Annotated in this window: 18 protein-coding genes; 15 read left to right on the forward strand and 3 right to left on the reverse strand. The window is 39.4% G+C overall.

Annotated elements, in window-relative coordinates:
* From SSCH_RS09035 to SSCH_RS20995, 15 genes are all read left to right on the forward strand, one after another.
* A partial coding sequence (locus SSCH_RS09035; protein WP_044665182.1) for an IS3 family transposase occupies positions 1-448 on the forward strand: 448 nt, incomplete at its 5' end.
* The gene (locus tag SSCH_RS19215) at positions 408-602 is read left to right on the forward strand and encodes an addiction module protein (protein WP_232294320.1); all 195 of its coding nucleotides are present in this window, start codon (positions 408-410) and stop codon (positions 600-602) included. The genes SSCH_RS09035 and SSCH_RS19215, both read left to right, overlap by 41 nt.
* Positions 599-901, forward strand: a complete 303-nt coding sequence (locus SSCH_RS21905; RefSeq protein WP_044665183.1) for a type II toxin-antitoxin system RelE/ParE family toxin — start codon at positions 599-601, stop codon at positions 899-901. Before SSCH_RS19215 ends, SSCH_RS21905 begins: the two co-directional genes overlap by 4 nt.
* A gap of 145 nt (positions 902-1046) precedes the next feature.
* Entirely contained in the window at positions 1047-1286 is a 240-nt protein-coding gene (locus tag SSCH_RS09045; protein WP_269746161.1) for a nucleotidyltransferase family protein, read from the forward strand.
* Between the two features lie 150 nt (positions 1287-1436).
* Complete coding sequence (locus SSCH_RS09050; protein ID WP_044665184.1) at positions 1437-1967, forward strand: DUF1648 domain-containing protein; 531 nt, start codon at positions 1437-1439, stop codon at positions 1965-1967.
* Positions 1968-2047: 80 nt separating this feature from the next.
* Entirely contained in the window at positions 2048-2386 is a 339-nt protein-coding gene (locus SSCH_RS09055) for an SdpI family protein (protein WP_044665185.1), read from the forward strand.
* A 366-nt stretch (positions 2387-2752) separates the two neighbouring features.
* Entirely contained in the window at positions 2753-3415 is a 663-nt protein-coding gene (locus tag SSCH_RS22385) for a DEAD/DEAH box helicase family protein (RefSeq protein ID WP_198142329.1), read from the forward strand.
* Positions 3321-4859: an EcoAI/FtnUII family type I restriction enzme subunit R gene (gene hsdR / locus SSCH_RS21910; protein ID WP_456300462.1), complete on the forward strand. Its 1539-nt coding sequence runs from the start codon at positions 3321-3323 to the stop codon at positions 4857-4859. Before SSCH_RS22385 ends, hsdR begins: the two co-directional genes overlap by 95 nt.
* Positions 4825-5106: a type I restriction-modification enzyme R subunit C-terminal domain-containing protein gene (locus SSCH_RS22390; protein ID WP_198142331.1), complete on the forward strand. Its 282-nt coding sequence runs from the start codon at positions 4825-4827 to the stop codon at positions 5104-5106. The genes hsdR and SSCH_RS22390 overlap by 35 nt, the downstream gene beginning before the upstream one ends.
* A 32-nt stretch (positions 5107-5138) precedes the next feature.
* The gene (locus SSCH_RS20985) at positions 5139-5999 is read left to right on the forward strand and encodes a class I SAM-dependent DNA methyltransferase (RefSeq protein ID WP_198142332.1); all 861 of its coding nucleotides are present in this window, start codon (positions 5139-5141) and stop codon (positions 5997-5999) included.
* A complete protein-coding gene (locus SSCH_RS20990) occupies positions 5965-6429 on the forward strand; it encodes an HsdM family class I SAM-dependent methyltransferase (protein WP_198142333.1) in 465 nt (154 codons plus the stop codon). The genes SSCH_RS20985 and SSCH_RS20990 overlap by 35 nt, the downstream gene beginning before the upstream one ends.
* Before the next feature lie 134 nt (positions 6430-6563).
* Positions 6564-7133, forward strand: a complete 570-nt coding sequence (locus SSCH_RS19245; RefSeq protein WP_232294321.1) for a restriction endonuclease subunit S domain-containing protein — start codon at positions 6564-6566, stop codon at positions 7131-7133.
* Positions 7129-8037 (forward strand): restriction endonuclease subunit S, encoded by a 909-nt coding sequence (locus tag SSCH_RS19250; protein ID WP_269746162.1) that lies wholly within the window; start codon positions 7129-7131, stop codon positions 8035-8037. Before SSCH_RS19245 ends, SSCH_RS19250 begins: the two co-directional genes overlap by 5 nt.
* A gap of 426 nt (positions 8038-8463) precedes the next feature.
* Positions 8464-8883, forward strand: a complete 420-nt coding sequence (locus SSCH_RS21915; protein ID WP_408645722.1) for a VanZ family protein — start codon at positions 8464-8466, stop codon at positions 8881-8883.
* Positions 8804-9004 carry a VanZ family protein gene (locus tag SSCH_RS20995; protein WP_052835502.1) on the forward strand — a complete coding sequence of 67 codons (201 nt, stop codon included), beginning with the start codon at positions 8804-8806 and terminating at the stop codon, positions 9002-9004. The genes SSCH_RS21915 and SSCH_RS20995 overlap by 80 nt, the downstream gene beginning before the upstream one ends.
* Before the next feature lie 276 nt (positions 9005-9280).
* Here the strand turns inward: SSCH_RS20995 and SSCH_RS09080 are convergent, their stop codons facing one another.
* The 3 genes from SSCH_RS09080 to SSCH_RS09090 form a co-directional block, all read right to left on the reverse strand.
* The gene (locus SSCH_RS09080) at positions 9281-10033 is read right to left on the reverse strand and encodes an ABC transporter ATP-binding protein (protein ID WP_044665186.1); all 753 of its coding nucleotides are present in this window, start codon (positions 10031-10033) and stop codon (positions 9281-9283) included.
* Positions 10034-10040: 7 nt separating this feature from the next.
* Positions 10041-10793, reverse strand: coding sequence for an ABC transporter permease (locus SSCH_RS09085; RefSeq protein WP_198142335.1), 753 nt, complete (start codon positions 10791-10793; stop codon positions 10041-10043).
* 197 nt (positions 10794-10990) lie between these two features.
* Positions 10991-12106 (reverse strand): ABC transporter substrate-binding protein, encoded by a 1116-nt coding sequence (locus SSCH_RS09090; protein ID WP_044665188.1) that lies wholly within the window; start codon positions 12104-12106, stop codon positions 10991-10993.
* Positions 12107-12996: the final 890 nt, after the last annotated feature.

Here is a 12996-nt window from a genome sequence, read left to right on the forward strand (position 1 = left end):
TTATTTGGCGATTGTTCTTGACTTGTATAGCAGGATGGTAGTCGGCTGGAGCATCGGTAAGCGCATGACCAAAGAGCTGGTTATTGATGCACTTGAGACCGCTGTTAAGAGGCGCAATCCCGCTCCGGGGCTTATTTGCCACTCGGATCGCGGGAGTCAATACTGCAGCCATGCCTATCGAGAATTACTGCAGAAGCACGGTTTCTTATGTAGCATGAGCCGCAAAGGTGAGTGCCAGGATAATGCCTGTGCGGAGACATTTTTTCATAGTTTGAAGGTTGAATGGATATATGGAGAACCGTTGAAATCCAGATATCAGATGAAACAGGAAGTCAGGGAATACATCGAGGTGTTTTATAATAGGCAGAGACTGCATTCTAAAAATGGATATCTCTCGCCTTGTGATTTTGAAAGAGTTAATCAGTCCAGCTTCTTATTGTCCGCTTAGGCTTGACCAGATCATGCAGCCCATACAAAAAGAAGTAGACGAGGAGTGGAAAAAAACTGCGGAAGAAAGAATCAGCGAGATAAAAACAGGTAATGTCAAGGTCATTCCCGGGAATGAAGTTTTTAACGAAATAAAGGATAAGTATGGCCGATGAAGTGCTCTTTCCATCCAAAAGCAAAAGACGAGTTCCTAGAAGCCATCGACTACTATAAATCATGCGGTACAGATCTTGATTTGGAATTTGTCAATGAAATCTATTCTACAATACAACGAATAATCCAATTTCCCACCGCTTGGTCTAGGTTTTCCGAAAACACACGGAGATGTTTAACTAGACGTTTCCCGTTTGGTATCATTTATCACCTTATGGAAGATAAAGATGAAATAGTAATAATCGCCGTTATGCAGGTTAATAGAAAGCCGGATTATTGGAAAAAGCGATTAAAGTATTAAGTAGAAGATAGGGCTTTTAGAAACTGTAATTGCTTCCAGTGAATATAATAAATACACAATTGTACGTGGCGGTGAAAATGGAACAGAAAATATATCATATCGATGATATAAAGGAAATGCTCCGTCCAATCTTTGAAGAGCCCCTGTGTATCGCGCGGTATTGTTTGGGTCTTACGCAAAAGGTAACGCAACAGAGGATAGTGATATTGATATTGTCATTGACTGTAAGGGAGAACTTCTAAACGTGTCCTATTACGGAATGCTAGAGGACATCAAAACACAACTTGACAAGCCTGTAGACCTGTTTGAAATATCCGAATTTAGCAGGAGCGAAGCCATGCGTTCGGCGGTTGAAAAGGAGGGCATTGTTCTATATGAAAAGTAGGAGTAGGTATATTGTTTTGGGCACATCACATTTACTTGTTACCCGCGGTCTTTTTTGCCTGTTTTGGTTATATATAGTATAGAGGATAAGTAGTAATGGGAGTGGCCCTTTTCTCTTTTATATTCTAGGCCGCAGTGGAGGGGAGTGCTAATGGACATAAGGAGTATATGGGATCGGGTAAACAGGTATTATCCGGTAGTATTAGAATTGCCATTGTTGCTTCTAATAGTTTTTGCCTTTTGGTATTCTAGCACACATTACACTTTAATGCCTGCTCGGATACCAACTCACTTCGGATTAAATGGAATGCCGGATGCTTGGAGCACCAAGAGTTGGGGCTATGTATTATTATTACCGGTGTTAACGCTCATTTCCTATATCATGTTTTCGGGGTTGATACTACGGCTGTCTATTCGCGGGCCTTGGCAATTGAAGCCAACAGAAAAGGCGGAGGTGTTGCACCGGGTAAGCATCCAAGGGTTCTTTTTTGTTAAGTCGACAATAGTGCTTGCTCTAACATATTTAACTTATGGTAGTACCCAAGTTGCTCTTGGCAGAGCAAGCGGCTTGGGGTGGTTAAATAATGTCCTCATTTTCATGGTAGTGGTGGCTAGCTTAGCGATAGCTGCAAGAATCATTATTTTAAGCAGGAATGACCGCAATGGCTGTGGCAAAATGTAGTTTTAGCCGGCTTAAAATATCGTATACTCGAAAGTTAGCCAAGTAGCGGGAACAGAAAACAGATACGAGGTGGATATAAAGTGAATGGAATTCCGGAATTATTCGTAACTAATACGTTGACCGGGGCAATACTGTTAGCATTGAGCATCCCGCTAGTTAAAAATGCTGTAAAAATGAATTATATTTATGGTATAAGAATAGAAAAAGCCCTTGAATCAGAAGAGAACTGGTATAAGATCAATAATTTCGCAGGTAAAAGGTTAATATTTTGGTCAATTATTCTCGTATGTGTCGGCATATTCAATTATTTTATTAATATCGATAAAAACCCGGTTTTATTTAATATATTTGCTCTAGCACCAGGCATTATTATAATTCCGTGGATCATTGAAATTCACGTCTTTGCCAAAAAGCTCTAAAAACAAATTTATCGAAAACCCTCAAAGTATTACCCAAAGTGCCTATTGACCTTTAGACCTCCAAATGCAGAACACAACTTTGTAGAAATCAAACAAGGATATCTCTGAAAAACCATCTAGTAGTTTACATAATTATTTATAATCACAAAATTGTTCTCGGTGAAGGGGAGGGGCTTAACCCTTATCTATCAAGGGTTTAATGCCTTTTTTTGTTATGGATAAGGGAAGATGGTTTAATAGCATGTTAATCCGGCTCATTTATATTTTTAACCGACAAGGTATTACATTTGATATTATCAATACCTATATTAACAGGATTTTACTCACTAAATGGTGAAATTAAGTAAGTTAGAGAGGAGGGCTTTTGTGAACAAAAAGAATATGACAGAGGCAGATATCAGGACGAAATATATTACACCAGCCATTGAGTCTGCTGGTTGGGATAAAATGACCCAGCTCCGTGAGGAATACACCTTTACTGCCGGCCGCATTATTGTCCGTGGAAAACTGATGGCAAGAGGAAAGAAGAAAAGGGTAGACTACCTTCTGCTGCTAAAGCCAAATATACCGCTTGCTATTATTGAAGCAAAAGACAATCACCATAGTGTAGGTGACGGTATGCAGCAAGCTCTTGCTTATGCCGATAGTTTAGATGTTCCCTTCGCCTTTTCTTCTAATGGAGATGCCTTTTTGTTTCACAATAGGATAACTGGTATTGAAACCGAGCTTTCTCTTAACAAGTTCCCCTCTCCTGTAAAACTATGGGATTATTACAAACAGGGAAAAGACATTTCCGATCAAGAAGAAAATATTATTATAGAGGATTATTTCTTTGACCCCAATAGCCCCAAAACACCAAGGTATTATCAAATGGTTGCCATAAACAGGATTATTGAGGCTATCGCCAAAGGGCAGGATAAGATACTCTGTGTTTGTGCCACGGGCACAGGTAAGACATATATCGCCTTTCAGGTTATCTACAGACTTTGGAAATCTAAAACGAAAAAAAAGGATACTCTATTTGGCTGACAGGAACATCTTGATAGATCAAACAATGATAAACGATTTCAAGCATTTTGGAAGCATTATGACCAAGGTTAAACATAGACAAGTAGATAAATCCTATGAAATCTATATGGCACTTTACCAGGGTCTTACAGGCAGTGAAGAATGGCAGAACATATATAAGCAGTTCAGCCCCGACTTTTTTGATCTGGTGATAGTAGATGAATGTCACAGGGGGAGTGCAAAAGAAGACTCTGCCTGGCGAGAGGTTCTTGAATACTTCTCATCCGCTACGCAGATTGGACTTACTGCTACTCCTAAGGAAACGAAAGATGTCTCTAATATAGAATATTTCGGGGAGCCAATCTATACTTATTCTCTCAGGCAGGGTATTGCTGACGGCTTTCTTGCACCTTATAAGGTGATTAGGGTTTCTATTGACAAGGATGTTGAGGGTTGGAGACCTACTAAAGGGCAGATTGACCAGTACGGTTTTGAGATTGAGGACAAAGAGTATAATTTATCTGATTTTGACCGTAATTTGGTTCTTCAAAAACGGACACAGCTGGTAGCAGAAAAAGTCACAGAGTACCTTCAAAAGACGAACCGCTTTCAGAAGGCAATTGTATTTTGTATTGATATAGAGCATGCCGAAAGGATGCGGCAGGCACTGAACAACCTTAACGCTGACCTGGTGAAAGAGAATCATAAATATATAATGAGGATTACAGGAGACAACGAAGAGGGGAAGGCCGAGCTAGATAATTTTATCGACCCATATAGCAAATACCCTGTCATTGCCACTACTTCTAAGCTGCTGACCACTGGGGTCGATGCACAAACAACCAAACTGATTGTGCTGGACACCGTAATTAATTCGATGACAGAATTCAAACAGATTATCGGAAGGGGCACACGTATCCGGGAGGACTGTGACAAGTTCTACTTCACCATTATCGATTTCAGGAATGCCACCAGACTCTTTGCGGACCCCAGTTTTGATGGGGAACCTGTCCAGGTTTACGAGCCTAAGGAAGATGAAGATATAGTTCCTCCGGAAATTGATTATACAGATATTGATGATCATGGAGATTACGAAACAAGTTCAACAGACGAAGACCTGCCCGTTGGCAGGGAAAAACTAGGCGATCAAAAGCCGGCAAAATATTATGTCAACAATGTTGAAGTTAAAGTACTTAACCAGCGGGTACAGTATTTAGACAGGGACGGAAAGCTGATAACTGAAAGCTTAAAAGACTACACCAGGAAAAACATAAAAGAAGAATTTGCTTCAATAGACGACTTTATTAAAAAATGGAACAGTGCCGAGAAAAAGCAGGTTATTATTGATGAGCTGCGAGAAAATGGAGTCTTTTTCGAAGAACTTCAGGAAGAGGTCGGAAAAGATTTTGACGCATTTGATCTGATATGCCATGTTGCCTTTGATATGCCCCCCTTCAACCCGTAGAGATAGAGCTAATAATGTAAAGAAAAAGAACTACTTTGGGCAGTATTCGGAAACTGCCAGGAAAGTTATTGATGCCTTACTTGATAAATACGCTGACGAGGGGCTTGAAGATATTGAAACTGCTTCTGTGCTGACACTTGAACCTTTTATCAAATACGGTTCCCCCGCAAAGATCATTAAAGAATTTGGGGGCAAAAAGAAATTTAACAAATTTATCAAAGAACTAGGGTATAGATTATATGCTTAAAAAGCCTGAAAGCATCGGAAAGGGAGAGCGGAATGACGATTCAAACACACATCAAATGTTTGCAGGATATTATGCGGATGGATTCCGGAGTTGACGGGGATGCTCAGCGTATTTCGCAGCTTGTTTGGATGATATTTTTAAAGATTTATGACTCAAAAGAAAGTGATTGGGAGGCAATAGACGATAACTACCAATCAATCATTCCTGAAGAACTGCGTTGGCGCAATTGGGCTGCTGATGATGAAGGGATTACAGGAGAAGAACTTCTAGATTTTGTTGATAATAAGCTTTTTCCTGGCCTTGGTAATCTACCAATTGACGAAAACACTGACCCCAGGTGTGTTATTGTAAAGTCCGTATTCAATGATACTTATAATTACATGAAATCGGGGACTTTACTACGCCAGGTGATTAATAAGCTGAACGAAATCGACTTTGAAAGCTACGAAGACAGGCATGCCTTCAATGACGTCTATGAAAACATTTTAAGAGACCTTCAGAGCGCCGGTAACGCCGGGGAATTTTATACTCCAAGACCAGTGACACAGTTCGTTATCGATATGCTTAATCCTAAAATTAACGAGAAAGTTGCTGACTTTGCCTGTGGGACGGGAGGCTTCCTTGTCTGTGCACTAAAGCACAATACGCCTAAAACTGTTGATGAAAGAGAACGGATCCAAAAAAATATCTTTGGTATAGAAAAGAAGGGACTACCTTACTTACTCTGTGTCACCAATATGATCCTGAACGATATAGATGTACCGCAGATCAATCATAACAACTCCTTGATGCATTCCATCAAAGGATATCAGGAAGAAGATAAATTTGATGTCATTGCGATGAATCCTCTTCGGCGGGATGGAGGAAGATATAATATTAGCGAATTTCCCTAAAAAGTTCCAGACCAAGGAGACAGCCGATTTATTCATGGTCTTGATTATGTACAGGTTAAAGCGGGGGGGAAGGGCCGGTGTAGTCCTTCCAGATGGTTTCCTCTTTGGCGAGGGTGTCAAGACTGAAATAAAAAAGAAACTATTATCAGAATTTGACCTACATACTATCGTTAGGCTTCCAAATGGGGTGTTTGCCCCATATACAGGAATTTCTACAAATCTACTGTTTTTCGATAATGCAAAGCCTACGGAAAAAATAGATTTTTATCAAGTACCTCTGCCAGAAGGACTTAAAAATGGGTTTACAAAAACCAGGCCATTTAAAATGGAACATTTAGAAGGAGCTAAAAAATGGTGGGATAATCGAGACAATGGTGATCTTAACGCTTACACAGTAACTATAGAAGAAATAAAAAAAAGTAGGATATAACCTAGATTTTAAGAACCCCAATATTAACAACGAAGAAAAAGAATACAGCCTGAATGAATTACTAGATAATATGAGCAAAAAAGCGGAAAACATAAACATATTAATAAGGAAATTAGAAGATGCACTGGAAGGAGTTGAAGAATAATTTGAATACCGAAGATTTAAAAAACAAAATTCTTCAACTTGCCGTACAGGGGAAATTGGTAGAGCATGACCCAAATGACGAACCGGCCAGTGTACTTTTAAAGAAAATTCAAAAAGAAAAAGAACGGCTTGTTAAAGAGAAAAAGATTAGAAAGTCAAAGCCATTACCACCTATTACGGAGGATGAAATACCGTTTGAATTGCCTAATGGGTGGGAATGGGTAAGACTTAAAGATGTTGGGTATGATTTTGGGCAAAAAAAACCAGACAAAAAATTTACCTATATTGATGTTGGTTCTATTAATCAAGAGAAGAGCGTTTTAGGAGAAAATAATAATATATTGAACCCTGAAAATGCACCCTCGAGGGCAAGAAAAATAGTAGCTAACGGAACGGTAATATACTCAACAGTTAGACCTTATTTACTCAATATAGCAATTATAGATCAGGACTTTATATATGAACCTATTGTTAGTACAGCATTTGCAATAGTACACCCTTATAATGGTATATTTAATAAATACATATATTACTGTTTAAAAAGCAATTTTTTTTATTGATTATGTTCAATCTCAAATGGTCGGAATGGCTTATCCAGCAATAAATGAAAGTAAGTTTTTCAATGGGCTTATACCTCTTCCTCCCACAAATGAACAAAAACGCATAGCAGAAAAAGTAGATGAATTATTTGCAATTATTGAAAAACTTGATAACAATAAAGATGAACTGCTTAAAACTATTGAAAATACAAGAAATATGATTCTCCAATCAGCTATACAAGGCAAACTTGTACCACAAGACCCAACAGATGAACCAGCAAGCATACTATTAGGGAAAATAAAAGAAGAAAAAGAGAAATTGATAAAAGAGAAGAAAATTAGAAAGTCAAAACCATTACCACCTATTACTAAGGATGAAATACCGTTTGAGATACCAGAGGGGTGGGAGTGGGTGAAGTTGGGGGAAATTGGTGATTCAATTATTGGTTTAACTTATAAACCATCAGATATTACTAAGAATGGAGTACCTGTTCTCAGGGCAAATAATATTAAAGACGGAGCAATAAATTATGAAAATTTAGTAAGGGTAAATATAAAAATAAAAAATGATTTAATTTTAAAAGATGGTGATTTACTTATATGTGCCAGAAGCGGAAGTAAACATTTAGTAGGAAAATCAGCTTTAGTGAAAAATACAAAAGAGATGTTTACATTTGGAGCTTTTATGACTGTTTATAAAAGTAACTTTAATGAATTTGTTTATCATTTTTTAAATTCAAATGTTTTCAGGTTTCAATTAGGTGAATCTAATACAACAACAGTAAATCAATTGACACAGAAAATGTTAAGGAATATACTGATACCTTTTCCGCCGTTTGCAGACCAAAAACGCATAGTAGAAAAAGTAGATGAATTAATGTCTTTATGCGATGAATTAGAGAAATATATTGTTGTATCCAAGTAGCACTCGAAATGCAAAGGTACCGTTTACCACCCGACTTTTGTCGAATACGGTCGTTAACTTGATACTTAATCATTGATAGTGATCCACCTTGATCTACTGTTTAGTTGCCCCAGTGGTCATGGTACTATCAGAACCAGAAATTATACATAAAAGTCCTGGATGACAGTCAGTTCGCCAAGGCATTGATGGATATGATGATGGTGGAAGTGTACGATAGGCTTAACCAGATTCCTAGATAGCAGGGGGTTTAACTAATTTAACTAAAATGACGGTTAGTCAGGGAACCGTTTATAGGACGCTTTTCTGCCATATTGTTTTTCAGAGAGTATTTTGTAGGGAAATCAAAGGGAGATACAATGTGAAATGGTAATCCATGGCCAAGCCTTACTAATTCTAGGAATACCAATTTGGGTATTGATCAGATCGATGATAGTTTGTTTTAATAAACGAAAGGGATATAGGATTTCTTTAAAGAGAGAATCCTTATTATTCGTATTTTACGTTTATGTGCTTTGTGTTATATCAATCACACTGTTTCCGCTATATATAACCGACAGACATAATGTTATTTTATCTGCTAATTTAATACCAGTTGTAGGAACAATAAATGGAGTTGTAAATTCAATCAATGATCCCTATATGCGTAATTATATGATAAAATTTTGGGTCAGAAATATTGGAGGAAACACGGTATTATTACTACCCATGGGAATATTTCTGCCATTAATATGGAGTAAATTCAGGAGGGCAGGGAAGGTAACGCTGTTTGCTTTTCTTTTTTTCTTTAACTATAGAAATTCTGCAGCTTTTATCTTGTTATTTAGGAAATATGGGGAGAGCTTTTGATATAGATGATATTCTGCTTAATACCCTGGGTGCTTTTATTGGTATAACTCTTTACACTCTCTATACAAATAAGATAAATCCAAAACACAAACCAGAATATGAAAAAGAAGAAGCCACATAATCATAAAATTACTCCCTCTGTTTAATGTCCTTATCCTCTGTAAACTTTTGGCCACTTAAAAAAAAAGCATAATTGGACGCAGTTTATAGCTTCCAAAGGCAATACGATTTGATGAAAGAGAACCCTCCCGTTCGCTAATATTCGACAAAAGTCGGGTGGTTGCATATGGTTATACACGAGGAAGCAAGGGCAGGGATACCGGGTAGTGCGGCCGAGCCAGGTCGTATCATATAACGGGTGAGACCCCAATCCAGTAAGGTTTTTTTGAATTTAAAGTCAGGCTTCTTCCAGCAGGCTAAGTAAATCCGTGGTCAACTTCCCATAACGAGGATTACTGCGTTCCCGTACCCGGGGAATGTTAACTTCGATTTCTTTTTTGATTCGACCGGGACTGCTGCTCATCAGGATAATGCGATCTGCCAGATAGACGGCTTCATCAACACTATGGGTAACAAATAGTATAGTCTTCCTGTTTTGTTCCCAGATCCGCAGAAGTTCCTTTTGCATAAGAATACGGGTATAAGCATCCAGGGCACCGAAGGGCTCATCCATTAAGAGTACATCAGGATTGTTAGCCAGAGCCCGTGCAATAGCCACCCGCTGCTGCATGCCACCGGAAAGTTCATATGGAAAGGCCTGACCAAAGTCACTCATACCGATCATATCCAGATATTCCTGAGCTACAGCCATCCGCTTGGCTTTTGGCATACGGGCAAATTCTAACCCCAAGGCTATATTATCCAATACATTGAGCCAGGGCATCAAGGAATAGCTTTGAAAAACCATGCCGATTTCCTGACAGGGCTGGGTATGTTCTCGCCCGTTATAAAACACGGTACCGCAGCTAGCCTTCTCGAGACAGGCAATGATACGTAAAAGAGTTGATTTACCGCAACCGGAAGGCCCCAGAATACAGACAAACTCATTTTCAGCCACACTAAGATTCAGATCAGATAAGGCATTGATTTCCAAATCATTTTGACTTTGAAACACTTTACCCAAATTGTCTACTAATATTTTATTCTCCATAAGTTCCCTACCTTGCTTTACTTTCCCAGGGGAAATACTTGTTAGCAATTATTCCAAATACACTGTCCAGAAGAGCGCCCACCCCACCGATACAAATCATACCGGTAATTACCAAATCAATTCTGGCCAACTCGTAGGCATGGGTGATAAGATAGCCTACGCCGGCCAAACTGCCGGGAAGCATCTCCGCCCCGACCAGGCACGACCAGCCGATTGCCAGACCTACTCTCATTCCATTGATAATGCTGGGAGCGGCAGCAGGTATGAGGACTTTAAAGAAGATATCCTTTTCACTGGCGCCCAAAACACGGGCAGAATCGATAAGTGTTTGTTGGACACTTTGGACTCCAAACATAACGTTGGCAATCACTGGGAAAAAACTGCCCATACCAATCAGGAAGACCATCGCAATTTTAAAATTACCCCAGAACACATACTGCTGGCCAAAAGGCATATTAAATAGCGTAGCTATACTCGCCATACCAAAGATAGCAAGAGCCAGTGGTTGCCAGGCCAAGGGCGGAATAGGTCTAAAGATATTGATAAAGGGTTCAAATATTTGCTGGATAGTTTTATTGTAGCCCATCAATACCCCCAGCGGTACCGCAATAAGCACACCTACAGTGTAACCGCTAAGAACCCGTATCAAACTAACTCCAATATTGCGTGGTATGGAGCCCAAACCAATAAAGTTATCGGTAGCATGTACAAAATTCTCCAATACCCTGCCGATGGTAGGCAATACTGCTGCATTTTGCACCTGCGAGGCGGACAGCTGCCAGACTATCAGAAGTAGAACGGGTAGAATAAGAGAAAGAATTAGTTTATTAAACGTTTTTTGCATATGGTAATCCTCTTCTTCTATTTTCTCGCCAAGCTACGCACAAACAGGCAGGTACACTATTCGCTCTGAAGACTCAATCAAATAGTGTACCTGCTCATTTTACTTATGTTTTTTTAGTGAGCGTTAGCTTTTTCTACAAAAGAAAATTCAAAGAGTTCGTTTTTCACTGTATCGTAATTAGCATCCTTGAGACGGTCGGTGAATTTACCCAGGTTTTTTATAGCATTAAAGTATTTTTCGATACCGTCCACCCATTCCTGGGACGGCTCGGAGGTATAGACGATATTGGAAGCCAGGATGACATCTTTTTCAACACCGATTAGGGCTGAATTGATTTCAGCAAATTTTTCCCGGTCAGCATTGGCATAGTCTATGCAATCAACAACTACACTTACTAGAGCTTCAGTAACTTCGGGATATTCTTCGACTGCTTTGTTTGTGCCTGCCAGTACACAGCAGGGGAAATTGGTCCATTGTCCTTGCGGCGGGAAATCTTCTAACTTCAGTACGATTTTACCCATTCCCTGAGCAACTGCATTTTCTTGTGCGGGGGAAGTTCCAGCCCAAGCGTCAACTGCACCACTTCTGATAGAGCCAAGCAGGTTTTGGAACCCTTTGAGGTCAACCATCAAAACATCGGCACTCATATCGCCTGGATCCTCGGTAACCTTAAAGCCAGCATCCTTAAACATTGACTCGCAAAGAATACGGGGACCGCTAATAGCTGAGGGATAGCCAAACTTAAATGGTGTCGGAGAATCTTCAATATATTTCTTTAAGTCATCATAACCGTAGAAACTAACTTCTGGCCCCATAACTATTGAAACTCCACCACCTTGTAGTGGCGATAAAATCTTGACATCAGTGCCAACATCATAAGCTGATTGCATCGCTGAATTGGAACAAAAACAGAAATCCAAATGCCCCTGGCCCATCATAGTAGCACATTCCGCCCCGGTTTTACCGGTGATAACATTAAACTTAGCAATTGCTTTATCATTCTTAATTAATTCAAACTGGGATTCGCTTACAGGATTGATGCGCATAGTTTTATCAGCAAAGGCTTCAACATCCTTCATAGCAACATTAAGCAGGCAACAGTGTAGATCGTTCCCGTAGGCAACAGACATAGGTATTTGCGCATCACTGCTGCCTGTTTCATTACCACCACACCCGCACAGAGAAAACAGCATGGTCAACATCAAGACCATTGCAAAGATCTTTTTCATTATTATCCATCCCTTCTCCAAATTAAAACCGGTTATGGTTTGTCTGCAGCCAAACCATAACCCCCACTTATACATTATATTAAATATTAGCATTACATTAACATGCAGTCAATTATATTATTATATAAATAACATATCGTTATAACAGTTCAGAAGTGTATCCGACACTCTATACTATAAAATTACTCTAATAGATGTTAACATTAAGTGGTACATTCCTTCGTTCTGTTTTAGGGATAAAATTTGAACCGTGGCATATTCGCTATGTTGGGTTGCCGCGAAATAATTTATAAAGAAGGATTAACACTTGAAGAGTATATCAGCAGTACAAACCCCTCTGAAGTTCTTTTTCGTTGCTTAAAACGCAAATTTGAGCGTCGTTTTTTGACGAGTTCCGAGGATGCCAGGGGAAAGTCCAGTTATCTAAAATGAAGCCCAAATTATTAAGACATATTTATCCTAATATCAGAGAACAGCGATAAAGTGTTTTCCGTAAGCTGAAGATCATTTGCATAATTAACAAGAAGGAAGCAAAAAGAACGTCCCTTTGCTTCCCTTATTGTCGCCTCTCACTCCCAATGACGGGGGGAGAGGATTTTTTTCTTGCTTTTTATGACGTAAATGATGCATACTGATTGACATATGGATTATTTATTGACATGACAATCATCACGGAAGGATAAATAGCGAGAAGGGGAACCCCTATGGCACGCCCGCCAAGTCCCCCTTCCCTAAAAACACTGAAATGAATCTTACTCGAAACTCCTTAAACTGTTCCAGTCTTATCTTGAATTATTTGCAGTACGGTTGTCCGGAAAACCTATCGACCAGTGGAATGACCCATCCTGTAACGCTATAGCGGAAAGCTACACCGGCACGGGCAATTACAA

Source organism: Syntrophaceticus schinkii (assembly GCF_000946815.1).
In the GTDB taxonomy this organism is placed as follows: Bacteria; Bacillota; DSM-12270; order Thermacetogeniales; family Thermacetogeniaceae; genus Syntrophaceticus; species Syntrophaceticus schinkii.